Origin of the sequence: Ruminococcus sp. 5_1_39BFAA, assembly GCF_964240875.1 — a bacterium.
GTDB lineage: Bacteria > Bacillota > Clostridia > Lachnospirales > Lachnospiraceae > Blautia_A.
In genome coordinates this window covers 52,208-78,484 of the sequence record NZ_CAXSVO010000015.1, presented here as the reverse complement: position 1 = coordinate 78,484, position 26,277 = coordinate 52,208, and the positions used below count along the sequence as shown (strand labels likewise).

At 48.6% G+C, this 26,277-nt stretch carries 20 protein-coding genes; all 20 read left to right on the top strand.

The genetic code is table 11. The features are described from left to right. The first annotated feature begins 1 nt into the window (after position 1). A complete protein-coding gene (locus ACESZH_RS15325) occupies positions 2 to 1,003 on the top strand; it encodes an ABC transporter ATP-binding protein (RefSeq protein ID WP_373217560.1) in 1,002 nt (333 codons plus the stop codon). Further along, on the top strand, positions 1,000 to 1,965 hold the full coding sequence (locus ACESZH_RS15320; RefSeq protein ID WP_373217558.1) for an ABC transporter ATP-binding protein: 966 nt from the start codon (positions 1,000 to 1,002) through the stop codon (positions 1,963 to 1,965). The genes ACESZH_RS15325 and ACESZH_RS15320 overlap by 4 nt, the downstream gene beginning before the upstream one ends. A gap of 492 nt (positions 1,966 to 2,457) precedes the next feature. Further along, positions 2,458 to 3,624 (top strand): MFS transporter, encoded by a 1,167-nt coding sequence (locus ACESZH_RS15315; RefSeq protein ID WP_373217557.1) that lies wholly within the window; start codon positions 2,458 to 2,460, stop codon positions 3,622 to 3,624. A gap of 187 nt (positions 3,625 to 3,811) precedes the next feature. Then, a complete protein-coding gene (locus ACESZH_RS15310) occupies positions 3,812 to 5,116 on the top strand; it encodes an alpha-L-fucosidase (protein ID WP_373217555.1) in 1,305 nt (434 codons plus the stop codon). Between the two features lie 18 nt (positions 5,117 to 5,134). Continuing rightward, positions 5,135 to 5,896, top strand: a complete 762-nt coding sequence (locus ACESZH_RS15305; protein WP_373217553.1) for a DeoR/GlpR family DNA-binding transcription regulator — start codon at positions 5,135 to 5,137, stop codon at positions 5,894 to 5,896. 66 nt (positions 5,897 to 5,962) lie between these two features. Then, positions 5,963 to 7,255, top strand: coding sequence for a M17 family metallopeptidase (locus ACESZH_RS15300; protein ID WP_373217551.1), 1,293 nt, complete (start codon positions 5,963 to 5,965; stop codon positions 7,253 to 7,255). 16 nt (positions 7,256 to 7,271) lie between these two features. Further along, positions 7,272 to 8,018 carry a copper homeostasis protein CutC gene (locus tag ACESZH_RS15295; protein ID WP_373217549.1) on the top strand — a complete coding sequence of 249 codons (747 nt, stop codon included), beginning with the start codon at positions 7,272 to 7,274 and terminating at the stop codon, positions 8,016 to 8,018. Positions 8,019 to 8,052: 34 nt separating this feature from the next. Continuing rightward, a complete protein-coding gene (locus tag ACESZH_RS15290) occupies positions 8,053 to 10,488 on the top strand; it encodes a transglutaminase family protein (RefSeq protein ID WP_373217547.1) in 2,436 nt (811 codons plus the stop codon). Between the two features lie 82 nt (positions 10,489 to 10,570). After that, complete coding sequence (locus tag ACESZH_RS15285) at positions 10,571 to 10,825, top strand: heavy-metal-associated domain-containing protein (RefSeq protein WP_373217546.1); 255 nt, start codon at positions 10,571 to 10,573, stop codon at positions 10,823 to 10,825. Between the two features lie 92 nt (positions 10,826 to 10,917). Further along, positions 10,918 to 11,154, top strand: a complete 237-nt coding sequence (secG, locus tag ACESZH_RS15280) for a preprotein translocase subunit SecG (RefSeq protein WP_373217544.1) — start codon at positions 10,918 to 10,920, stop codon at positions 11,152 to 11,154. Positions 11,155 to 11,329: 175 nt separating this feature from the next. After that, on the top strand, positions 11,330 to 13,534 hold the full coding sequence (rnr, locus tag ACESZH_RS15275; RefSeq protein ID WP_373217593.1) for a ribonuclease R: 2,205 nt from the start codon (positions 11,330 to 11,332) through the stop codon (positions 13,532 to 13,534). Between the two features lie 40 nt (positions 13,535 to 13,574). Further along, positions 13,575 to 14,045 carry an SsrA-binding protein SmpB gene (smpB, locus tag ACESZH_RS15270; protein ID WP_373217543.1) on the top strand — a complete coding sequence of 157 codons (471 nt, stop codon included), beginning with the start codon at positions 13,575 to 13,577 and terminating at the stop codon, positions 14,043 to 14,045. Between the two features lie 45 nt (positions 14,046 to 14,090). Continuing rightward, entirely contained in the window at positions 14,091 to 15,230 is a 1,140-nt protein-coding gene (locus ACESZH_RS15265; RefSeq protein WP_373217542.1) for an exonuclease SbcCD subunit D, read from the top strand. Further along, the gene (locus ACESZH_RS15260; RefSeq protein WP_373217540.1) at positions 15,227 to 17,689 is read left to right on the top strand and encodes an AAA family ATPase; all 2,463 of its coding nucleotides are present in this window, start codon (positions 15,227 to 15,229) and stop codon (positions 17,687 to 17,689) included. The genes ACESZH_RS15265 and ACESZH_RS15260 overlap by 4 nt, the downstream gene beginning before the upstream one ends. A 26-nt stretch (positions 17,690 to 17,715) precedes the next feature. After that, on the top strand, positions 17,716 to 18,210 hold the full coding sequence (locus ACESZH_RS15255; RefSeq protein WP_373217538.1) for an acyl-CoA thioesterase: 495 nt from the start codon (positions 17,716 to 17,718) through the stop codon (positions 18,208 to 18,210). A 107-nt stretch (positions 18,211 to 18,317) separates the two neighbouring features. After that, the gene (locus tag ACESZH_RS15250) at positions 18,318 to 20,711 is read left to right on the top strand and encodes a GH36-type glycosyl hydrolase domain-containing protein (protein ID WP_373217536.1); all 2,394 of its coding nucleotides are present in this window, start codon (positions 18,318 to 18,320) and stop codon (positions 20,709 to 20,711) included. A 13-nt stretch (positions 20,712 to 20,724) separates the two neighbouring features. Further along, positions 20,725 to 22,152: a phosphoglucomutase/phosphomannomutase family protein gene (locus tag ACESZH_RS15245; RefSeq protein ID WP_373217535.1), complete on the top strand. Its 1,428-nt coding sequence runs from the start codon at positions 20,725 to 20,727 to the stop codon at positions 22,150 to 22,152. 6 nt (positions 22,153 to 22,158) lie between these two features. Further along, the gene (locus ACESZH_RS15240; RefSeq protein ID WP_373217533.1) at positions 22,159 to 23,904 is read left to right on the top strand and encodes a sensor histidine kinase; all 1,746 of its coding nucleotides are present in this window, start codon (positions 22,159 to 22,161) and stop codon (positions 23,902 to 23,904) included. 146 nt (positions 23,905 to 24,050) lie between these two features. Further along, positions 24,051 to 25,334 (top strand): ABC transporter substrate-binding protein, encoded by a 1,284-nt coding sequence (locus ACESZH_RS15235; protein ID WP_373217531.1) that lies wholly within the window; start codon positions 24,051 to 24,053, stop codon positions 25,332 to 25,334. Between the two features lie 76 nt (positions 25,335 to 25,410). Beyond that, complete coding sequence (locus ACESZH_RS15230) at positions 25,411 to 26,274, top strand: carbohydrate ABC transporter permease (protein ID WP_373217530.1); 864 nt, start codon at positions 25,411 to 25,413, stop codon at positions 26,272 to 26,274. Positions 26,275 to 26,277: the final 3 nt, after the last annotated feature.

The window sequence follows — 26,277 nt, the reverse complement described above, 5'->3', positions numbered from 1 at the left end:
CGTGGGAAAATTATTAGAGGTAAATAACTTAACAATTCACATTAAGACACATAAGGGAACCGTACAGGCTGTACGTGACGTGAACTTTTACTTAAATGAGCAGGAAACCCTGGCAGTTGTAGGGGAATCCGGTTCCGGTAAATCCATTACCATGAAGGGCGTTATGGGGATACTCCCCAAAAACGGCAAGGTAGTGGGAGGAAACGTTCTCTTTGGAGGGAAGGATCTGGTGAAATGTTCCGAAAAGGACATGCAGAAGGTCCGCGGCTCTGATATTGCCATGATCTTTCAGGACCCTATGACATCCCTGAACCCGACTATGAAGATTGGGAAGCAGATCGAGGAGATGCTGAAAGAGCATAAAAAAGATATGAGTGCGGAGGTTAGAAAGGCGAGAGTCATTGAGCTCCTTTCCATGGTTGGCATTTCCAATCCGGAGGCACGTTATAAACAGTATCCCCATCAGTTATCCGGCGGTATGCGCCAGAGGGTAGTCATTGCCATTGCACTGGCATGTGATCCCAAGATCCTGATCGCGGATGAGCCGACGACAGCCCTGGACGTAACCATTCAGGCGCAGATACTGGATCTGATGAAGGAGCTTCAGAAAAAGACAAAAACATCCATTATCATCATTACCCATAACCTTGGTGTTGTGGCGAACATTGCAGACCGTGTGGCAGTTATGTATGGCGGAAAAATGGTGGAGACGGCAGATGTAAGGGAGCTTTTCCATAATCCCTGCCATGAATATACAAAGGGCTTGTTAAAGTCCATTCCCCGGGAAGACAGTAAGGGGGAGACATTACACGCCATTCCGGGTACCCCTCCTGACTTGATGGAACCGCCAAAGGGATGTCCTTTCGCAGCGCGCTGCGAGAAGACGCTGAAGGTGTGCCAGGAATTCATGCCGGATTACTTTGAATGCGGTGATGAGCATAAGTCAGCCTGCTGGATGCTGGATGAAAGAGCAAAAAAATTCAGAGGAGGTGAAACATCATGAAACCGGAAGTATTGCTGGACGTAAAAAATCTGAAGAAATATTTTACAGTGGGACAGAATCAGACTTTGAAAGCGGTGGATGATGTTACGCTCCAGATTTATAAGGGAGAAACCCTGGGTCTGGTAGGGGAATCCGGCTGCGGAAAATCTACCTTTGGCCGTACGGTCATTCATCTTTATGAGCCTACCGCCGGAGAGGTAACCTTTGACGGACTGCGGGTTGACCATACACTTTCCCGCAGGGATGCACATAACCTGACACAGAGGATGCAGATGATCTTTCAGGACCCTTACGCATCCCTGAACCCTAGAAGAAAGATCCTTGATATCGTGGCAGAGGGCATTGATTCCCATAATCTTGCAAAGAACCGCAAGGAGCGGAACGACATGGTAGTAAGCCTTCTGGAAACCGTAGGACTTCAGGCGGAGCATGCGGACCGTTTTCCGCATGAGTTTTCCGGCGGTCAGAGGCAGAGGGTGGGAATTGCCCGTGCGTTGGCTGTGAATCCGGATTTTATCGTATGCGATGAGCCGATCTCTGCGCTGGACGTTTCCATTCAGGCACAGGTGGTCAACCTTTTGGAACAGCTTCAGGAGGAGAGAGGGCTGACCTATCTCTTTATTGCCCATGACCTGTCCATGGTCCGCCATATCAGTGACCGGATCGGTGTTATGTATCTTGGCTCCCTGGTGGAGCTGGCAGAGACGGAGGAGCTTTTCTCGGATCCGATCCATCCGTATACAAAAGCGCTGCTGTCTGCGATCCCGGTTCCGGAGCCGGATATTGAGAAGAACCGCCAGCGGATCGTTCTGGAGGGAACCCTTCCGAATCCTATCGGGCTGGGGGATGAATGTAAATTTTGCTCCCGCTGTCCGCAGAAGAAAGACGGATGCAAAAAGGCCCAGCCTAAATTGAGGGAAGTAAAGCCCGGGCATTTCGTGGCCTGCAGCGAATGCTGCTAAAACAAAATTAAAAGCCTGTGTAACAGTTCAGCCTTTGGCTAAACTGTTACGGAATCTGCCCATTTAAAGTCGCCTGCGGCGAGGGGCAGATTCCCTCTTGGCAGATTTTAAGTGTTGGCACGGACTTTGCAGCAAGTGCAAAGTCCTGGGCTCAACTGTAACAAGCCTGTTCCAGTGTTTGGAATGGGCTTTTAATTTTGTATTGTAAAGATTTCGAATATATGCTACAATACAGTCAATATTTTTACGGAGGTTATGCGATGAGCGGTTTGGGATATACACCAATTTGCAGCAGCAGTTGTCTTTCTCTGACGGACAAAATGCAGGGCGACGGGATTACTGCGCCCTTTTTTAAGATGTAGATTCCAGAAAGACCGCATTTTAGAATTGCAACAGCAGTAATTCCAGGAAGCTTTATTTTGCTGGTGATACCAGCGGATAGAGCTTTTTTTGCGTGTTAAAATCAATATTTGAGAAAAAGGAGTTACTGAAATGAAGGATCGATTATCTAAAAATATTAAGCTGGATTTTATATTTCGTTTTTTCTGCAATTTTTGCATAACGGACGGCATATTTGTTTTGTTCTTAACAAAAAAAGGAATGTCACTCTGGCAGATCGGAATCCTGGAGGGCATTTTCCATGCAACCAGTATCATCACGGAAATACCCTCAGGAGCGTTGGCGGATCTGCTGGGAAGAAAAAAGGTGCTTATGGCGAGCAGGCTATTCGGTATTTTTTCATCGCTTATCATGGTGTCTGCCGACAGTATGTGGTTATTGGGGATTTGTTTTATCTTTTCGGCATGGACCTTTAATCTGGTCTCCGGATCAGAGGAAGCATTGCTGTATGACAGCTTTTTGGGAATGAGGCAGGAGGAACAGTTTTTTAAGATCAACAGCCGGCTGAATTTTGTTACAGAGCTGTCCCAGGGGCTTGCTCTGCTGGTGGGCGGTTATCTGGCAGAAATCTCATATACGCTTTGCTATGTTGTGATCATTGGAACGGATTCACTTGCTTTGCTTATATGTCTGTTCATGGAGGAGCCGGAAAACTGCAACAAATGTGTTTCCATAAAAAAGCATTTTATAACCAGTTATCATCTCATAAAAGGAAACCAGAAGCTGCAGTTTGTGCTGTTTCACTATGCAGTATTGTTTGCTTTTCATACCAGTGTGTTTTTATATAGTCAGGAATATTATTACTTCCGGGGACTTTCAGAAGGCAGGATCGGTGTGATCTTATTTGCGTTGTGCGGATGCAACAGCATAGGTGCATTGCTTAGTGAAAAATCAGCAAAGCTTTTGGGAAACAGAGCCAGTGTGATCAGCGGAGGTATTTCGGCTGTGGGTCTGATATTCATGTGGAGCAGCTATCTGCCGTTGTCGGTCGCGGGCTTTGGCATCAACAGCATGGCAAACGCGGCCCTGTATCCGCTTCAATCCAATGAACTGAACAAAATGATCCCGTCTGAACAGCGTGCCACGATCATATCTGTCAGCAGCATGTGTTTCTCTGTGGTCATGATCGTCCTGTTTCCCACGATGGGATACCTGGCAGATTATATGGGAATGGCAAATGTTATCTTGGGAATGGGAGGAGGCTTGTTTGTATACTGTCTGTTACAGATGAAAAAGACAATACAAAACAATAATAAGTAATCCGAAACAAGAGATGAAAATTGACAAAAAAGGGAATTTATGTTAGGCTATGAATAACTATAAGAGTGTTTCGAACATGTATATAAAGCAAAGAGATTACGGGTTTATGTAAGATTTTGTTATTGTAGCAGGGTGAGGAATGCTTTTTTTATCTCATGATTGGATTTTTTTGTGCGGAGAGGTTGCCATGTATACATTTGACAGAGAAGCTTATGAGAAACGTATGGATTGGTTTAAAAAGGCCAGATTCGGGATGTTTATCCACTGGGGACTGTATGCGATCCCGGCAAGGGGAGAGTGGGTGCGCAGTACGGAGGAGATCCCGAAAGAAGATTACATGAAATATTTTGAAGAGTTTGACCCGGAGGGATGCGACCCTGCCGTCTGGGCAAGGGCGGCTAAGGAGGCCGGAATGCAGTACGTGGTCATGACTGCCAAGCATCACGACGGCTTCTGCCTGTTTGACAGCCAGTATACGGAATTTAAATCCACCAATACCCCCTGCGGGCGGGATTTTGTGGCTGAATTTGTGGAGGCAGTGAGAAAAGAAGGGCTGAAGGTAGGCCTGTATTTTTCACTGCTGGATTGGTATCACGAGGATTATCCCCATTATGGAGATAAAAATCATCCCATGAGAAATAATCCTGCCTATACCAATGAAAACCGGGATTTTAACCGGTATCTCACCTTTATGCACAATCAGGTGAGAGAAATCTGTTCCAATTACGGGAAGCTGGATCTTCTCTGGTTTGATTTCTCCTATGACAACTTAAGAGGCGAGGCATGGAAGGCTACGGAGCTGATACAAATGGTCAGAGAGCTTCAGCCGGATGTGATCATTGACAACCGTCTGGAAGTCAGCGGTGAGGGCTACGGTTCCCTGGCAACTGGTGATCCAACCCCATATCACGGCGATTTTGCGACCCCGGAGCAGATGATCCCACCGGAGGGGATCAAGGATGTCAATGGAAAGGACATGTACTGGGAAGCCTGTGTTACCATGAACGGAAACTGGGGTTATCATGCAACAGACCGCTATTTCAAACCATCCTCCATGCTGATCAAAAAGCTGGTGGAATGCGTTTCCAAGGGCGGCAATATGATCTTGAATATCGGACCGGATATCCACGGAAATATTCCGGAGCCGTCCGCTAGGGCATTGAAGGAAATCGGTGCATGGATGGCAGGGAATTCCCGAAGCATTTACGGATGTACCAGGGCTGGTATTCCAAAACCGGAAAACGGGCGGATCACCAGAAACGGAAAGCATATTTATTTTCATTTATACGAAAATTCCATCGGTCCGGTACCCCTTATGGGAATCTCCAAGGAGGCGGTAAGATCAATCCGGTATCTGGCTTCAGGCGCGGAAGTACCTGTTTCCACAAGCTGGGTTCACAGCGATTACCCGGATATCCTGTTTGCGGACCTTGGACCGGATCCGATGCTCCCGGATCCCGTGGATACGGTGCTTGAGATTATATTGAAATAAAGAAATGGGAGGTAATCCATGTTTACGGAAGAAAGACAGGAAGCGATCCTGCAGATGCTGCGGGAATACGGAAAAGTCAAGGTCCGCTCTTTAAGTGAAGAATTTCACGTAACAGATGACTGTATCCGTAAGGATCTGAAAACCCTGGAAAAAGGCGGACACCTGAAACGTACATACGGAGGTGCCATTTTGTCCGGTGATTATCCGCTGGACAGAGATGTCATTGACCGGAGAAGCGTCAATGTGGAAAAGAAGGATATCATTGCAAGGAAGGCTTTTGAACTGATCAAGGATAACGAAACCATTTTCCTTGACATTTCTACCAGCAATATCAAGCTTGCAAAGCTTCTGGCTGACTCCGGAAGGCGCCTTGTGGTGGTGAGCAATATGATCGATATCCTGCAGATACTTGCAGCCTCTGCTATGATCACGGCTGTGGGGACCGGAGGTATTATGTATCGTACAGTGAACGGCTTTATGGGTTCCGCCGCCATAGAAGTGATCAAACAGTACAGCTTTGACAGGGCTTTTATCGGAACCTGCGGGCTGGACATGACGGATATGTCCGTTACCACCTTCGGCGTGGAGGACGGATTGACGAAAAAGGCTGCCATTTCCAGCAGCAGGCATACCTACCTGGTAATGGAGAAGGACAAGTTTTATTTTAACGATTCTTATAAGTTTACCCATTTTGATGATATAGACGGCATTATCACAGATGAGGCACCGGATCCAACGGCGATCGGTACCCTGGAATCTGCGGGCGTGCAGCTATATTAGACAATCGGGCATCCGCTTGGTACGTACCCTGGCGACATAAAAATGAGACGAAAAGAGGAATAGGGAATGATACAGTTAGTGAAGGCAAGCAGTCTTCCGGCTTTGAAGGTGGACTGCAGCGCCGGATTTTCTGGCAGAGTACAGATTAAAGAAATTTACGCAAAAGCCGTAAAGGAGTGGGACGGCACAGAATTTTCAGCAGATCTTACGCAGCTTATAGAAAAAAAGGGCCTGCCTTACATAAGTGATGCGGTGGAGGGAATGCTTCTGGGAACCTTTGAACCGGAGCGTTATCCCATTGTGCCAAGAAAGAAGTGGAAAATTGAGCTGACAGGTCTGCCTATTGAAGCTGAAAACATCATAAGAGAAACGGAAACACTTGTGGAAGGTATCATTTGGGCAAGGGATATGACGAACCGCCCGGGAAATCTTTTGCGGCCGCCTGCTTTTGCAGAAGAGGTGATAACGCTTTTTGCAGAGCTGACGAGAGAGGTCAAGGCAGAGGTGGAAATCCTGGATGCGCAGAGGATGAAGGAACTGGGTATGAATGCAATACTTGGCGTGGGTTTAAGCAGCGCCTATGTTCCCTGCCTTTGTATCATCCGTTATAAGGGGAATCCGTCGGACGACCGGATCACCGCACTGGTGGGCAAGGGTGTCACCTGTGATACAGGGGGTTACTGCCTGAAATCCTCCTCTTCCATGAAAGGGATAAAGGGAGATATGGCAGGAGGCGCCGCTGTAGCGGGAGCTGTTTATGCACTGGCAAAGAACCGGGTCCCGGTGAATGTAACAGGGATGATCCCCATGGTGGAGAACAGGATTTCTGATGGGTCGCTGCTTCCGGGGGACGTGATCACCTCCTACAGCGGAAGGACCATTGAGATTGTTGACACGGATGCAGAGGGCCGCCTGATCCTGGCTGATTCTGTGACCTATGCGGTGCGCAATGAGCATGCGTCCAGGGTCCTGGACATTGCAACTTTGACAGGCTGTGTTTGCACAAGCCTGGGCTTTGGCACGGCAGGAATGCTCTGCGACAATGAGGATTTTTGCAGAGAGTTCGAGCGAGCCTACGAAAAGTCCGGGGAACGTTATCTGAGATTCCCCATTTATGAGGAATACGAGAAATTGATCGAGAGCGATATTGCAGATGTGAAAAATGTTGGGGGCAAGTTTGCCGGAAGCATTACGGCAGGACTGTTTATCCGGAAGTTTGCTGAACAGACCCCCTGGATCCATCTGGATATTGCGGGAACTGCCTGGGTGGAGCCGCCTGTGTTTGAATATCAGAGCAAGGGGGCCAGCGGAGCCGGGCTGACCACAATGTATTATTTATGCGCTGGCGATAGAAGGTAAGAGAGGGTCAGAAACTATGAAAAACTATATTTTGGAGGCCTGTGTGGATTCCGTGGAATCCGCATTGGCGGCAGAGAAGGGCGGAGCAACCAGGCTTGAACTGTGCAGCAATCTGATCATTGGGGGAACGACCCCAAGTCCCTGTCTTTTTCAGGAGATCCGGGAGCATTCGGATATCTGTACGCACATTTTGATCCGTCCTCGGTTCGGGGATTTTTGTTATACGGATTATGAGTTTCGGGTGATCCGCAGAGAGGTGCGGAATTTTCGGGAGCTTGGAGCAGACGGTGTTGTCATTGGAATCCTGAAACCCGACGGTACGCTGAACATGGAACAGATGAAAATGCTGATGGAGGATGCAGGCGATATGTCTGTGACCCTCCACCGGGCTTTCGATGTGTGCGTGGATCCGATGAAAGCTATGGAACAGGCAAAGGAGCTTGGTATCCGCACCATTCTTACTTCAGGCCAGAAGAATCATTGCCTGGAGGGCAGGGATATGCTGAAGAAGCTTGTGGAGCAGGAGGAGGGCAGGATCACCATTCAGGTGGGAAGCGGAGTAGATGCAGATACCATCCGCGAAATACAGCCCTATACCAGGGCGCATGCTTTCCACATGTCCGGCAAACAGAATCTGGAAAGTCGGATGGTTTACCGCAAGGAAGGGGTAAGCATGGGGGTTTCGTCCATCAGCGAATTTGAGATCATCCGGACGGAGGAGGAAAGGATCCGGCAGGCATGTCAGGTATTGGAAAGCCTGTAAGATGATGAGACTATAAGAAAAAAGGAGATCGGCCATGTTTTTGGAAAGATACAGAGACAGGATTATTGAGGAATTTGACAAATTTTGCCGGAGCCTTCCTGGTCCTTCCAGTAAAATCCAAAAGGAGCTTTGTACACTGGATGAGGATACGGCTCTGGTCATGAAATTTTTTTACGGGAATATGCCCTGCAGTGATGTGGGCAATTATTCTTTTGCTACGTATCTGGATTATGCGCAGCAAGGCGTTTACCTTTGGAAAAATTCTCCCTATTGTGAAAAAATACCGGAGGAGGTTTTTCTTGGAGATGTGTTATATTACCGTGTCAATGAAGAAGAGATAAAGCCCTGCAGAAAATTCTTTTATGAAAAGCTGAAGGACAGGATTGCAGGCATGGGCATGAAAGATGCTATCCTGGAAGTAAACTACTGGTGCGCCGGGGAGGTAACCTACCAGTCTACGGATGTGCGTACAAGCTCTGCGTGGGATGTCTTCCGGAAGGGTTACGGACGATGCGGAGAGGAGTCTGTATTTGCTGTAAATGCCCTTCGGAGCGTGGGAATCCCTGCAAGACAGGTTTATGTGCCAAACTGGTCCCACTGTGATGACAATCATGCGTGGGTGGAGGTCTGGTGTGACGGTGATTGGCACTATCTGGGGGCGTGCGAACCGGAAGCGGTTCTGGATAAGGGATGGTTTACAAATGCCTCCTCCCGCGCCATGATGGTGCATTCCCGCAGCTTTTTTGACGGCGGTGCAGAAAAAGTGGTGGGTAAAGAGGGCATTGCCACCATTCAAAACCAGCTTGCGCGCTATGCGGATACAAAAACCATTACCATTCGTGTGGAGGATCTGGATGGCTGTCCTGTAGAGGGGGCAAAAATCCTGGCTGAGGTGCTGAATTATTCGGAGTTTTCACCCATCGCAAGGATGGTTACGGGAGCAGACGGAACAGCAAAGCTGGAGACAGGTCTGGGAAGTCTGCACATTTTTGTGTCTTCTCATGGGGAATACGCGGAATGCCTGATCCATACAAGCGAGGAAGATGCCTGCTGTTGTGTATTGGGAGAGAAAGCAGCGGAAGACGTGTGGGTGGATTTTGATATGACAGCGCCTGTGGATTCCGTGAAAAATCAGAATTTGGTTTCTCGGGAGATGGAGGCAGAGAATAGCCGACGTGTTGCAGAGGCAGCGGAAATCCGCAAAAGGAAAACGGAAGCCTTCCGACCGGACTGGCTTGGCGGATTCCTGGCCCATGAACCGGAAAAAGCAGCCGAATATATGGCTGTGTTGTCCGAAAAGGACAGGCAGGATGCGGATCCAGAGATCCTGTTGGAACATTATGAGGAATCCCTGGTGTATGAAAACTCATATCCGGGAGATATTTTCCTTTCTTATATATGGAATCCAAGAATTGAATTTGAAATTCTCAGCAAATGGCGCAGGAGAATTTTGGAATACTTTACCCCGCAGCAGCGGGAGTTGTTCCGAGAGGACCCGTCTGAAATCTGGAAGTGGATCGAGGAAAATCTCCGATCCTGCACAGAACGGGAGCGGCTGACCGTATATACGGTTCCCGCGGCAGCTCTGGAGCTTGGATTTGCGGAAATGAAATCAAGGCGGGTACTGTTCGTGGCGATTGCCCGAACACTGGGAATCCCGTCCAGACTGAATGCTGTGGACGGTTCCATGGAATACTGGAAGGATGGCGGCTTTGTGAGCGTGCTGAAAAGTTCGGAGAAAAGCGCCCATATTACCATAACCGGAGAAAAAGATTTCTCCTGGAATTATTTCCAGAACTGGTCCATTGCCAGACTGGAAGAGGATGGCTACCATTCTCTGGTCATGTGGAATGTCCATCTTGAAAAGGGACGTCTGGAGCTGGATGTGGAGCCGGGCGAATACAGAGTACTTACCTCAAACCGACTGCCTACAGGAAACATTTTTGCAAAGCGCTATGATTTCCATATGGAAAAGGGCGGGCACAGGGAAATTGCTCTGGAAATGCGGGAGGCGTCCCTTGGGGATATGCTTGACAGCCACAGAATTCCCGACTATGAGCTGAAGGACGGAGACGGCAAGCTGCATTCCATTGGAGAGCTGACGAAAGAGGGCAGAAGGATCCTCTTCTGGCTGGATGTAAGCAAAGAGCCGACGGAGCATATTCTCAATGAGCTTGTGGAGAAAAAAGAGGAGTATGGGAAATGCCAGAACCAGCTTTTGTTTATCATCCGCGGACCGGAAGAGCTGGCGGATTCCACTCTTTCCAAGTGCAGAACGTTTCTGCCGGATGTGAAGGTCCTATATGATGTTTTCGGAAAGGATCTGGAAATGACTGCCCGCAGAATGTACGTTGATCCTGACAAGCTGCCTCTTCTTGTGGTGACGGACGGTTCTGCTGTCGGGATTTTTGCCGCCAGCGGGTATTCCGTGGGTATGGCGGATATGCTGTTGAGAGTTTTAAAAAGCTGAGAATAAGAGCTTGACCGGAGATTATTAGATTGATATAATGAAACAAAAGTTAGCTTAATCTAATATGAAACGGGGAATAAAAATGACAAAGATCACAGTTAAAGTAGACGGTATGATGTGCGGTATGTGCGAAAGCCATATCAATGATGCGGTGAGAAAGGCCTTCCGCGTAAAAAAGGTGACATCTTCCCGCAGCAAGGGCGAGACGGTGATTCTTACTGAGGAGGATATCAGTGAGGACATGCTGAAAAATGTTATCGGAGAGACGGGATATTCCGTGAAGGGTATCAGCAGGGAGCCTTATGAAAAGAAGGGATTATTTGGTTTCCTGGGCTAGAACTGAATTTTGGTGCATTTTTCGCGAAAAACGGTTGAAATCCCGCAATTCCTATGATACAATAGCCCTTAGTTGATTAGGAGGTGTACCGCGTGGAGATTTTAAGAATCATATTGACAGTCATTTTCGTAATAGATTGCATTGCCCTTACCGTTGTGGTTCTGATGCAGGAAGGTAAATCACAGGGCCTTGGCGCTATCGCCGGAGCTGCAGAGAGCTACTGGGGCAAGAACAAAGGACGTACGATGGAAGGTGGTCTGACTAAGGCGACAACGATCATGGGCGTTTTGTTCTTCGTACTGTCAGTTGTATTGAACCTGAATTTCTAAGGTGAAAATGGGAAACACTCTTGTTGATCGGCAAGGGTGTTTTTATTTTGTCAGAAGATTTATAGAAAAGATTTTTATTAATTAATATAGAGGAGAAACATTGAGTAAGAAGAAAGATTTTGAAAAGAAGAAAAAATTTATTCTGGAGCTGCTTCGGGATCCTGTTTACCAGCCCATGCGCTTCCGGGAGATTGCCGGACTTCTGCGGCTTGATAAGGAGCAGAAGAAGGATTTGTACGAAGTGCTTGACCAGCTTGTATGGGAAGGAAAGGCAGAGCTGGACAGCAAAGGGCGGTATTCTTTAACATCCGGCAGGAGAAGGAAAAAAGCGGCAGCAAAGGCAGGCTCCGGTGCAAGGGAAGGACGCAAAGCCGCAGAGCGTAGGGACGTGAAGTATGAAGGCGCAGAGCAAAGAAGCACATGTCAGACAGAAAAAAATCGCAGGGAACCGGCGTATTACGAGGGTATCTTCATCGGTCATCCCAAGGGCTTCGGTTTTGTGGAAGTGGAAGGGGAGGAGGAAGATATTTTTATCTCCGAAGAAGATACAGGAACTGCTATGCACCAGGACCATGTAGGTGTTATAATAACAAGAGAGCAGCAGGAAGGCAGACGCAGAGAAGGCGCTGTCACAAAAATCCTGGAGCGCGGCATGACAGAGGTGGTGGGAACCTACCAGAGCAACCGGGATTACGGTTTTGTGATCAGCGATAACCCTAAGTTTTCCAGGGATGTGTTCATTCCAAAAAAGGATTCAAAGGGAGTGAAAAACGGGGACAAGGTGGTTGCCCAGGTCACAGACTATGGCACGAAAAACAAAAGCCCGGAAGGAAAAATAAAGGAGATCCTGGGAAACAGCAAAGCCCCCGGAACCGATATTCTTGCCATTGTAAAAAGCTTTGGCATTCCCAGCGAATTTCCTGACAAGGTGCTGCGCCAGGCTGACCGCGTGCCCGATCATGTCCTGGATGCGGACCGGGACGGCAGACTGGATCTGTGTCATTTGCAGACTGTCACCATTGACGGCGAGGATGCAAAGGATCTGGATGATGCCATCTCCCTGACAAAGGAAGGCCGTGTTTACCATTTAGGCGTTCATATCGCAGATGTCAGCAATTATGTGCAGGGCGGCAGTGCTCTGGACCGGGAGGCATTGAAGCGGGGAACCAGCGTATATCTGGCAGACCGTGTGATTCCCATGCTTCCGGTGCGGCTGTCAAACGGCATCTGTTCCCTGAACCAGGGACAGGACCGCCTGACCTTAAGCTGCCTGATGGATATTGATGAAAACGGAAAGATGATCTCCCACCGGATCGCGGAAACGGTCATCTGTGTGGATGAGCGTATGAGCTACACAGACGTAAAAAACATTCTGGAGGATTCGGACCCTGAGGCAAAAAGCCGCTATGCGGATCTGATCCCCATGTTTTTCCGTATGCGGGACCTATCTGCCATCCTTCGGAAAAACCGACACCACAGAGGTTCCATTGATTTTGATTTTCCGGAGAGCAAGATCATCTTAAACGATGCAGGGCGGGCCATTGACATCAAGCCCTATGAGGCGAATGTTGCAACCCGCATTATTGAGGATTTTATGCTCATGGCAAATGAGACGGTGGCGGAGGAATACTGCAGGGAGGGACTTCCCTTTGTGTACAGGACCCATGAAAATCCTGACCCGGAAAAGGTGGAAAGCTTGCTTATGCTCCTGCACAATCAGGGGATCAAAATACAGAAATCGGGGCAGGAGATCACCCCGGGTGAGATCCAGAACATCCTGGAAACCATTGAGGGACTGCCAAATGAACCGCAGATCAGCCGCCTGACCCTTCGTACCATGAAGCAGGCGAAATATACTACAGAATGCAGCGGTCATTTCGGGCTGGCGGCAAAGTATTACTGCCATTTCACATCGCCGATCCGCCGTTATCCGGATCTGCAGATACACAGGATCATCAAGGATTATCTGCGCGGGCGGCTTTCCAGGGAAGGAAAAACCGATCATTACAAGGAAATCCTGGACGAGGTGGCGCAGCAGTCCAGCGTCTGCGAGCGTCGTGCGGATGAAGCGGAGAGAGAATCCGATAAGCTGAAAAAAGCTGAATATATGTCATACCATCTGGGGGAAGAATTTGAGGGAATCATCTCCGGCGTGACAGGCTGGGGCTTTTATGTGGAGCTTCCTAACACTGTGGAGGGACTGGTACACGTAAATACCCTGCGGGATGATTACTATGTTTTTGACCAGGAAGCCTATGAGCTTCGGGGAGATATGACGAAAAAGATTTTCCGTCTGGGACAGAAGGTTCGTGTCCGTGTGGAGGATGCGGATACCATGCTGAAAACAGTTGATTTTGTCCTGGTGGAGACGTTAGAATAAGATATAAGAGCGACTGTTAGGAAAGTCAGGGGAGGAGCCTATGGCAAAGAAACCGGGAATCAAGCTGATTGCCAACAACAAAAAAGCATTTCACGATTATTTTATAGAGGATACTTATGAGGCGGGGATCTCTCTGGCAGGGACAGAGGTGAAATCCCTGCGTATGGGAAAATGCAGCATCAAGGAATCCTATGTGCGGGTGGAACGGGGAGAAGTATATATTTACGGAATGAACATCAGCCCCTATGAAAAAGGAAACATTTTCAACAAGGATCCGCTCCGTGTGCGCAAGCTTTTGCTGCACCGGTTTGAGATCAATAAGATCGACGGCAAATTAAAGGAAAAGGGACTGACGCTGGTGCCGCTGAAGGTTTATTTCAAAAACAGCCTTGTGAAGGTGGAAATCGGCATGGCACGAGGCAAAAAGCTATATGACAAGCGCCAGGACATTGCAAAGAAGGACCAGCGCCGTGAGGCAGAGAGAGACTTTAAGGTAAAGAACCTGTATTAAATTTCATTGCCGAAGACAATTTAAACATATCTGCAAGGAGCGATTATGAAATTTTTTCATTTGTCAGATCTTCACATTGGAAAACAACTGCATTTTTACTCACTGAAAGAAGACCAGCAGCATATTTTAGGGGAGATCTTGCAGTATGCAGAAAAACTGAAGCCGCAGGCCATTGTCATTGCAGGGGACGTTTATGATAAAAGCGTCCCTTCCGCAGAGGCAGTGGCTGTTTTTGATGAATTTATAAAGGGGTTATCCAGAATGGATACGGATATTTTGGTGGTTTGTGGAAATCATGATTCCCCGGAGCGGCTGGAATTTGCCAGCGCTCTTCTGGAACGTCAGCGGCTTTACATAGCAGGAATGCCACCACAGGATCAAAAGGATCATATTAAAAAAGTGACGTTCCATGATGAATACGGGGATGTGATATTCTGGCTTCTGCCTTTTTTAAAGCCGGGCTATGTACGGGGCGTTTTTGAGGAGGAGCCGGAATCCTATACCCAGGCAGTGAAAAAGCTTTTGGAGAGGGAAGAAAAGGATGATACTGCCAGAAATGTGGCTGTGACCCATCAGTTTTACACAGCCACCGGAGCGGAAACCATTCGGAGTGATTCGGAAACGGTTTACGTGGGCGGAGCAGGAAATGTGGATATTTCGGCTTTGGATGGATTTGAGTATGCGGCTATGGGACATATCCATAAGGCACAGTCTGTAGGAAGGCCATCCTGCCGCTACTGCGGTACACCCCTGAAATATTCTGTTGGAGAAAGCAGGGACGAAAAAAGCCTGACTGTTGTCACACTTGCGAAAAAGGGCGAAGAGCCGCTGATCGAGGAGTTACCGCTGCATCCTCTGCGGGATGTAAAGCAGATGTCCGGGACCCTGGACCAGCTTTTGGGACAAGGCTGCGGGGACTATGTAAGCCTGACTCTGACAGACGAGCGGATGCCCTACCAGCCCAGGGAGAGGCTTTCAGAGGTTTTTCCAAACCTGCTTGAGCTGAGAGTGGAAAATACCCGAACAAGGCTTTCTATGGAAAATCTGTCTGAGGCAGAGATTTCAGCAGATCCGTTGGAAAGCTTCGGAAAATTTTATGAGGAGATCCACGGTCACCCCATGACGGAGGAGGAAATGACCGTGGCAGAAAAAATAATCGAAAAGGCACAGGAGGAGAAGACATGAGACCAGTAAAGCTTGTGATGTCAGCGTTTGGCTCCTATGCCGGTGAGGAGACTGTGGATTTTTCCGGCATGGAGAGCGGTATCTTCCTGGTAACAGGAGACACGGGCGCAGGAAAAACCACCATTTTTGACGGGATCGTATATGCGCTTTACGACAGGACTAGCGGCGGTGTCCGGGATGGAAATATGATGCGGAGCGCCTACGCGGACCTTCGCACCCCGACCTTTGTGGACTTCACCTTTTCCTGCAGGGGAGAGCAGTATCGTATTGTGAGAAATCCTGACTATGAAAGGGAGAGCCTTCGCAAGGATAAGGAGGGAAATCCGAAAAAGACTCAGGAAAAGTCCAGGGTAGAATTTTATCTTCCTGACGGAAGCCTTTTGCGTGGAAATAAGCGGGAGTGCAACAATAAGATCCGTGAGCTGATCGGCCTGGACGCGGAGCAGTTTATGCAGGTCGCCATGATCGCCCAGGGAGACTTTCTGAAGCTTCTCCACGCAAAGTCCGAGGAGCGCAGGGAGATCTTTTCCAGGATTTTTGACACCGGGATTTACGGAAGGATCCAGAAGGGGCTTCGGGAACAGGAAAGGGAAAGCTACGGAAAACTGAAGGATAAGGAAAAGGCAGTCAAAGAGCAGGCTGGCAGAATCCTGTTTTGCGAAAACTGGGAAGGAAAGGAACGCCTGGAGGAGGCAAAGGAGCAGGGAAACCTGGAGACTTTGCTGGAGCTTTTGGAGAACCTGGGAAGATTACAGGGAGAACAGACAGAGGTCCTGAAGAAAGAAAAGGATGAAATAAAGAATCTGACAGACCAGACAGAAAAAATGGCAGAGACAGCCAGGGCAATCCTGAATCTGAGAGAAAAAAAGGAGAAGCTTGATCAATGGCTTCTTGAAAATGGTTCCAGAGAGGAACAGCTTCAGGAGGCATTGGAAAAGAATACCGGACTTTTGGAGGAAAAAACGGCACAAATGCAGGAGCAGCGCCTTGTTTCAGAAAAGGAGAGGCAAAGCTTTGAGGAAAAGGAAAAAAGCTTAAAGGAACGTCTTTCCCAGATGGAAGGTCTGAAAACGCTCTGGGCGGATGCCATCAGTGCCATGAAGCAGCAAAAGGCTGCAGGTTCTGATTGGGAGGAAGCAAACAGAAAATATCAGGAGTCACGGCAGGAATACGAGGAAATGTACGATGCCTTTCTCCGGGAGCAGGCAGGAATCCTGGCAGACAGCCTTGAGAATGGAAAGCCCTGTCCTGTGTGCGGAAGCACGGTACATCCGGCAAAGGCCCGTCTTTCCGCGGAGGCGCCCAGCCAGGCACAGGTGGAAAAGGGAAAGAAAGCCTGTGGAGAGGCAGAAGCGGCAAGAGACAGAGCGCAAAGGCTTTTTCAGAAAAAGGCACAGAGCTACCAGGGCGCCCTTGGCTGTTTGAACCAGGAGGGAAAACGTCTCCTGGGAGAAGGCTTTGATGCCAAAGAGACAGACTGGAAGGAGAAGGCTGCCGGTGCCATGAATAAGGCAAAAGAGGAGCTGGAGGTCTGCCGCAGCAGCTACGATCTGAGAAAAAAAGAGCAGAGCCAGCAGGAAATAAGCCTGAGCCGGGAAATCAAAGAAGCGAAAAAGGCGGCAGACCTTGCGAGAAATAATCTGGAAGCTTTTATCCGTCAGGAAGCACAGACAAAGGGTGAACAAAAAGCTGCCCGGGAGCAGGAGGCAGAGCTTCTGGAAAAATGGAAGGAGAACGTCCCACCGGAGGAAGCTGCGAAAAAGGCTGAGGAGGAGCTTATTATCCTTCGAAATAAAGTCCGGGAGATGGAAAATTCGTATAGCGAAGCGTATAACCGCTATCAGTCCAATCTCCAGACGGAGGAGCTTCTGAAAAAATACGAAAAGGAGTACGAGACTCTTAAAAAGGATTATGAGATCATCCGCCATTTAAGCCAGACAGCCTGCGGAAGCCTGTCAGGTACGGCAAAGATCGATTTTGAGTCCTATATCCAGCGGCGTTACTTTGAAAAGATCATTCACCGCGCAAACCAGCGGCTGATGCAGATGTCGTTGGGACAGTTTCTTTTAAAATGCCGTGATATGAGTCAGCTTGGAGGTCAGGGAAAGGTGGGACTTGATCTGGACATCTACAGCCTTGTGACAGAGAGCACAAGGGATGTAAAAACCCTGTCAGGGGGCGAGTCGTTTATGGCAGCGCTGTCCATGGCACTGGGGCTTGCGGATGTGATCCAGGACAGTGCAGGCGCGATCCGGCTGGATACGCTTTTTATTGACGAGGGCTTTGGCTCTCTGGATGAAAACGCAAGAGAGCAGGCCATCCGGGTACTCTACGACCTTGCGGGGGAAAGGCGGCTCATAGGGATCATCTCCCATGTGACAGAACTAAAGGAGCAGATCGAGCCGAAGCTTTCCGTTACAAAGACAAAAAAAGGCAGCCATGTTGTCTGGATAAAATGATGAAGATGAGAGAAGGGAGAAACAGTATGGAGGCAGAAAAAAACAAGCGCCGGATAAAAACCGTGGAGGATTCCCGGACCGAGCAGGTCCACCTGATCATGCATCCCCATCTGAACGCCGGGGGACGCCTGTTCGGGGGACAATTGATGCTGTGGCTGGACGAGGTGGCAGGAGTGGTTGCCATGCGCCATTCGGGTATGAAAAATGTCACCACAGCGGCAGTTGACAACCTGCAGTTTAAGGAGGCGACCTATGAGGGTGAGCTGCTTGTGATGATCGGGTATGTCACCTGGGTGGGAAATACCTCCATGGAGGTGGAGATTGACACCTATGTGGAGCGTTCTGATGGAATGCGTTATTCCGTAAACAGAGCCTTTTTTGTCATGGTGGCAGTGGATGAAAACGAGCGGCCTACGCAGGTTCCGGCACTGGAGATCAGGACGGAAGCAGAGCGGGCACGCAATGAAGCTGCGATCCTGAGAAAGGCCATGCGGAGAGACCGTTCCAAGACAGGATTTTAGGTAGAAACCACACAATAATAGACAAATTATCCCAGAACAAAGCATTCCTTTCGGAAAAGAAAACTCCTATAATGATTATAAAATATCGTGGATTACAGGAGGTTTTTATGCAGTACGGGCATTTTGATAATGAGAATCATGAGTATGTGATCGACAGGGTGGACCTTCCCACATCCTGGACCAATTATATCGGGGTGAAGGACATGTGCGCGGTGCTGAACCACACCGCAGGAGGCTATATCTTCTACAAATCTCCGGAGTATCACCGGATCACCAGATTCCGTCCAAACGGTGTTCCCATGGACCGACCGGGGCATTATGTGTATCTCAGGGATGATGAGAGCAAGGACTACTGGAGCATTTCCTGGCAGCCTGTGGGAAAGCCTCTGGATCAGGCGAAATATACCTGCCGCCATGGAATGTCCTACTCTGTTTATGAGTGTGATTACAGCAAGATCCGGGCTTCCCAGAAAATGTCCATAGCCATGGACGACCCGGTGGAGATCTGGGATGTGCGCATCAAAAATGAGGATGACAGACCGAGAGCTATCAGTGTTTTTTCCTATCTGGAATTTTCCTTCCATCAGATTGAGATGGATAATAAGAATTTTCAGATGAGCATGTATGCGGCTGGCTCATCCTACGACAAGGGGATCATTGAGTGCGATCTGTTTTACGAGGAATTCGGATATCAGTTTTTTACCGCAAATTTTGAGCCGGACAGCTATGACTGTCTGAGAGATAAATTCCTGGGACTTTATCACACAGAGGATAACCCGGTGGGAGTAGAGCGGGGAAGCTTAAGCAACAGCAGCGAACTGGGCAATAACCACTGCGGAGCCTTACATAAGCGTTTCACTCTTGCGCCGGGAGAGGAGATACGTGTAATCTTTCTTCTTGGGGAAGGAAACAGGGAAGAGGGCGTGCGGATCCGGGGAAAATATGCAGATACCGAAATGGTGGATCAGGTATACAGGCAGCTTGAGCATTACTGGAGAGAAAAGCAGGCAAAGCTGCAGATACAGACCCCAAACCAGGGCATGAATACCTTGATCAATACCTGGACCTTATACCAGGCGGAAGTAAATATCATGTTTTCCAGATTTGCTTCCTTCATTGAAGTGGGAGGGCGTACCGGGCTTGGTTACCGGGATACCTCACAGGATTCCATGACTGTGATCCATTCCAATCCGGAGAAATGCCGCCAGAGGATCGTGGAGCTTCTGCGCGGTCTTGTGAAGCAGGGCTATGGACTGCATCTGTTCCAGCCGGAATGGTTTGATCCCAATGAAAAGAATAAAAAGCCCTTCAAGTCACCTACAGTAGTTCCAACTCCGAAGCTTTCGGATATGATCCACGGTCTGGAGGACACCTGTTCGGATGACGCTCTGTGGCTTGTGGCCTCCATCAACGAATACGTAAAGGAAACAGGAGAGTTTTCTTTCCTGGACGAGATCTATACCTATGCGGACGGAGGAAAGGGAAGCGTTTATGAGCACATGAAGCGCATTCTTGATTTTTCCGCAGAGCAGGTGGGAGCAGACGGGATCTGTAAGGGTCTGCGGGCTGACTGGAATGACTGCCTGAACCTTGGGGGAGGGGAAAGCGCGATGGTTTCCTTCCTTCATTACTGGGCAATCGGAAAATTCCTGGAGCTTGCGGAATATAGAGGGGAAGCCGAAGATGTGGAAACATATACCGCCATGGCGGAAAGGGTGAAAAAAGCCTGTGACCAGGTTCTGTGGGATGAAAAGTGGTATATCCGCGGCATTACCAAAAACGGCAGAAAGATCGGAACGAGCCGGGATAAAGAGGGAAAGATCCATCTGGAGTCAAACGCCTGGGCGGTGCTTTCCGGGGCAGCACCCTATGAGAAGGGCATTCTGGCAATGGACAGCGTTTATGAAGAACTGTTTACCGAGTACGGGATCATGCTGAATGGGCCTGCGTACACCGAGCCGGATGAGGATATCGGCTTTGTCACCAGGGTTTATCCGGGATTAAAGGAAAACGCCTCTGTTTTCAGCCATCCCAATCCCTGGGCATGGGCGGCGGAGTGCAGGCTTGGAAGAGGCGACCGTGCTATGGAGTTTTACAATGCACTTTGTCCTTATTATCAGAATGACAAAATCGAGATCCGGGAGGCGGAGCCTTATTCCTACTGCCAGTTTATTATGGGAAAGGATCACACGGCTTTCGGGCGTGCCAGGCATCCGTTTATGACAGGAACAGGAGGGTGGGCGTATTTTTCCGCCACTCATTATATGCTTGGAGTGCGGCCGGGTCTGGACACACTTACCATTGATCCCTGTATCCCAAAGGAATGGGACGGCTTTTCCATGAAACGCCAGTGGCGGGGCGCTGATTATGCCATTGAGGTAGAAAATCCAAAACATGTTTCAAAAGGGGTGCAGACCTTGTATCTGGACGGAAAGGAAGTAAAGGAAATCCCGGCAGATGTCCGGGGAAGCAGCCATAAAGTAAAAGTTATCATGGGATGAGGAGGTAACCGATATGATCCAATTTGGTACAGGCGGCTGGAGAGCCATAATAGGAGACGAATTTACAAAGGCAAATATCCGGATTTTATCAAAAGCACTTGCCATGAAAATGGAGGATGAAGGTGTGGCTGACCAGGGGCTCTGCATTGGCTACGACCGGAGATTTTTGTCAAAGGAAGCGGTTATGTGGGCATGCGAGGTTTTTGCGGCAGAGGAGATCCGCTGCCTGTTTGTAAATAAATCCTCCCCAACGCCTCTGATCATGTACTATGTGCTGGCGCATGACCTTCCTTACGGAATGATGGTCACTGCCAGCCACAACCCGGCCATTTACAACGGCTTCAAGGTTTTTACAAGGGGCGGACGGGACGCTACGGAGGAGCAGACAAAGGATATTGAGAAATACATTGCCCTTGTGGAGGAAAACCAGGCGGCAGGAAAAGCGATCGAAACCGTGCCTTATGATAAGGCAAAGGAGGATGGACTTGTGGTGGAATTTAATCCTCTGAATGAATACATTGACAGCATCATTTCCCAGATCGATATGAAGGCGATCCGGGATAAGGGGCTGCGGGTGGCGCTGGATCCAATGTACGGGGTAAGCCAGACTTCCCTGAAAACCATCCTGTCCATCGCAAGATGTGAGGTGGAAACCATCCATGAGCGCCATGATACCCTGTTTGGCGGGAAGCTTCCCGCACCCAACGCAAGAACTCTGCGCTCCCTGCAGAATTACGTTCTGGACCGGTACTGCGATATCGGAATCGCCACAGACGGAGATGCGGACAGGATCGGTGTGATCGATGATACGGGAAAATTCCTGCATCCCAATGACATTCTGGTGCTTTTGTATTACTATCTGGTGAAATATAAGGGCTGGTCCGGCCCTGTGGTGCGCAATGTTGCCACCACCCATATGCTGGACCGGGTTGCCCAGAGCTTCGGACAGACCTGCTATGAGGTACCGGTGGGCTTTAAGCATATTTCCTCAAAAATGCAGGCAACGGATGCCATCATCGGCGGAGAGTCCTCCGGCGGTCTTACGGTAAAGGGACATATCCATGGAAAGGACGGCATCTATGCTGCATCACTGCTGGTGGAAATGATCGCGGTTACAGGGAAAAAGCTTTCGGAGATTGCGAAGGACATTGAGAAGGAATACGGCGCCATCTATATGGAGGAGCGGGATTACAAATTCACGCCGGAAAGAAAGAACGAGATCCATAGGATTCTCATGGAGGATAAGCTTTTGCCGAAGCTTCCTTATGCCATTGAGCGGGTGTCCTATCTGGACGGATGTAAGGTGTATTTTAAAAACGGAGGATGGATCATTGCACGTTTCTCCGGTACAGAACCTCTTCTGCGTATCTTCTGTGAAATGGACACAGAGGAGCAGGCAGTAGAGCTGTGCGGAATATTTGAAGAATTTTTGGAATGCTGAGAGGATATGAAAAGAAAAACAACACGTTCCCTGAAATGGAAGCTGATCAGCATTATGCTTTTGTACTGGGTGCTGCCGTTTCTGGTGATCATCAGTACCATTGGCATTTACATGCTGACAAGCCAGGAAAAGAGCCAGATGGAGCGTCTGGTGACACAGGCGGAACTGAATACGGAGACCTGTGCGGAGCGGCTGAATGCCGCCATTGCGGATTCGCGCCAGGCAACCTACGACAGGACCCTTTATGAGAAATACAGGGATTATAAGCGAAACGCTGTCAGTGAGCGCGCTTTTTCCAATGAGGCCCAGAATTATCTGGATACCCAGTATGCACATAAAAAGAATAACATTTTTGCTGCCCTTATGCTGAAGGAGGAACCGGAGCAAAAACGGTACACCTGTTATAACTATCGGACAGGGGGAAGCTATGAAAAGCTCCAGACCTTTTTCCGGGAGGACAGCGAAATGGTGCTGGAGAAGGCAGAGAACCTGGACACGGCAGTGGGATTTTTTAAATGCGGGGAACGGTTTTACGTGATCCGGAACCTGGTGGACCGGAATTTTGCTCCATGGGGAGTGCTGGTAAACAGGATCAATATGGACTATTGCTTTGAGACGCTGACTGCATCCTGGGAGGATTTTGACATACTTGTACGGCTAAACGGGGAAAAGATTATTTCCACAGGAGAGGATGAGACTGTATGGGACAGCATTTCGGATACGGAAATTGGGGAAGCGGGAGGCTATTTCTTTAAGGGACGCAGGATTTATGCTATTTGCGAAGTGAAAGAGAACGATTTTACTCTGCAGTTTCTTTTACATACCACCCAGAAGGAGTTTTTTACTCCTCTGTACGGATATTTGGCAGTGGTGCTGATCATGGTACTGATCCTGATCCCTATGCTGTGGCTGTTTGTATGGCTTTCCAGAAAGTACCTGTCCCGTCCGGTGGCGGACCTGATGGATTGCGCCGGGGAAATTGAAAAAGGAAATTTGGGCTTTCAGATGGAAAAGGAGACAGGAAGCCTGGAGCTGGAATACCTGCGGGAGTCCATGAACAGGATGTCAAGGCAGCTTAAATACCAGTTTGACCATATTTATGAGGAGGAGCTGGCCCTCCGGGATGCAAAGATCATGGCGCTCCAGTCACACATCAATCCTCATTTTATGAACAATACGCTGGAGATCATTAACTGGGAGGCAAGGCTTTCCGGCAACGATAAGGTGTCCGGAATGATCGAAGCCCTTTCTACCCTGCTTGACGCGGCAATTGACAGGAAGCGCCTTCCGGAGGTGAAGCTTTCGGAGGAAATGGCGTATGTCAATGCGTATTTTTATATTACCTCCCAGCGGCTTGGAAAACGTCTGACAGTGGAAAAGGAGCTGCCTGAGGAGATTATGAACCTGATGGTTCCCAGGCTGATCCTGCAGCCCATCATTGAAAATGCCATTGAGCATGGCATTGTGCCCAGAGGAAGAGGATGTGTGCGTATCCAGGGAAGAAAGGAAGAAGAATGCCTTTATCTGGATATTATCAATGACGGAGAATTCACCAGGGAGGATGAGCAAAAGGTGGCGCGCCTTCTGGCTCCGGATTATGATACCAGCCAGGAGTCATCGGGAAATCTGGGAATTGCCAATGTAAATCAGCGTTTGCGCATTCTTTACGGAGAGAGCTTCGGCCTGTCCATACGCCGATACCAGGATGAAAAGACAATATCCACCTTGAAGATTCTTGTGCATAATTGTTGATATTTGTTGTGCAAAGACAACAATAAAATGCAACAAATGGCAGGTTTAGCTATTCAAAATACCGAAACATTAAGGTAAGATGTAAGCACAAGATGAGTTCCCGGAGAGAAAAGGGAACACAAAGATTAGAACAGGAGGATTTGGATATGAAAAAGAAATTGATCAGCGCAATTTTATGCGGCATGATGGCAGCAACGATGATTCCCGTTGGAGTAATGGCGGATGAGGGCGTAACCTTAAATGTAACCACAACCTTTGCAGGAAATGAGAGCAACGTGGAATTATACCAGAATACCATCAAGGCATGGGAGGATGAGACTGGCAATAAAGTAGAAGATGCTTCCGCAACCTCTGATGAAACCTTTAAAGCACGTGTGATCTCTGACTTTGAGACTGGCGCTGAACCGGATGTACTGTTTTTCTTTAATGGAAATGATGCAAATCCTTTTGTAGAGGCTGGAAAGGTTGTTTCCATCGAGGATATCCGTGCAGAATATCCGGAGTATGCAGCAAATATGAAAGATGATATGATTCCGGCATCTCCGGCAGACGGCGTTCAGTATGCAGTTCCCTTCTATGGATACTGGGAAGGCTTATACTGCAACAAGACCGTTCTTGAGGCAGCAGGTGTGGAGATTCCCGGAGCAGACACCACATGGGAGGCATTTTTAGAGGATTGCCAGAAGATTAAAGATGCTGGCTACACTCCGATCGCAACCTCTCTGGCTAAAGAACCCCATTACTGGTTTGAATTTGCAATTTATAACCATGACAGTGCAAAGACACATACCATCGTTCCGGAAGCAGTAGACGATGAGGCAGGCGCTGCATGGCAGGCAGGTCTGGCGGATATCAAGGATCTTTATGAAAAAGGATTTTTGTCTGAGAACACCAATACTGCAACAGCAGATGAGGTATTCCAGAGCTTCCTGGAAGACAAAGCAGCATTCTACCTTGACGGCTCCTGGAAAATGGGCGGTATCAAGGAAGGCACAGACAACATCGACAACTTTACCGTAACATATGTTCCTGGCAACGGCGACAGAAAGAGCACGGATATCATCGGCGGACTGTCCTCCGGATGGTACATTTCCAGTAAATGCTGGGAGGACGAAGCAAAACGTGACGCAGCCGTTTCTCTCATTGAAAGCTTTATTAACGATGAAACAGTTTCCAAATTTGCAGGAACTGCCACAACAGCTCTGAAAAACGGCGTTGAAATTGACGAAAGCAATCTGACAAATCTTGAGAAGGATGCTCTGGCAATGTTAAAGGATACAACTGGTATCACCGGCGCTGCTCAGGACCTTGTAACACAGGATGAGAGAGCCCCGATCTTTGATAACATGCCGCAGATCGTAGAAGGACAGACTGAGATCGAAGAGGCTCTGGAAGAGGTTCTTGAGATCATCGCTGAAAACGAAGAATAACTTTTAGGGAACGAATCGGGACAGGGGCCGGAGGAATACTCCTCCGGCTCTGTCTTTCGGAAAAGTGGGTGTTAGCATGAATGTTTATAAAAATAAAAAACCGGCTTTTTTCTTCCTGATCCCGGCCTTTGTTTTTATGGCTGTGTTTCTTTACTATCCGTTTATCCAGAATATTTTAAACAGTTTTATGAAGATCAGAAATCTGGGAGGCGCTGCAAAGGGCTTTAACCAGCCGTTTTACAAAAACTATGAGAAGCTTCTCACAGATGAAAATGTGCGGATAGCCCTGAAAAATACGGTTATCATGATTTTTGTCACGCTGTTCGGAGAGGTGGGGCTTGCGGTAATACTTGCCATGCTGGTTGACAATATCAAAAGAGGGGCAAAGTTTTTCCGCATCGTATACTTTTTCCCCATTGTTATATCGGCAACAGCACTCGGGGTTTTGTTCAACCTGATCTTCCAGTATGACGGCGGTATGCTGAGCCAGCTTGTGGGAAGCAAGGTGAACTGGAAGGAGCTGTATCCCCTTACAGTGATGATGTCTCCCGTGGTGTGGCAGTATGTAGGGTTTTATTTCATCATCCTGGTAACAGGGCTGAACAATATATCAGAGGAGCTTTACGAATCGGCAGCCATAGACGGTGCCACGAGATGGCAGAAGGTACGGTACATTTCCTGGCCGCTTCTTCACAATGTGGTCTGTACCTGTGCGGTTCTGGCAGTAACCGGAGCGCTGAAGGTGTTCGACCTTCCCTGGGTTATGTTTCCAAACGGAGCGCCTTTGGGAAAAACGTGGCTTACAGGAACCTATATGTACTATAAGACCATGCAGGCGCCGGATATTGACTACAGCTCCGCAATCGCTTTTGTCATCGTTATCCTGGGCGTGGTTTTGTCAAAGGTAGTAAATACTGTCTTTAAAGAACGGGATTACTAAGGA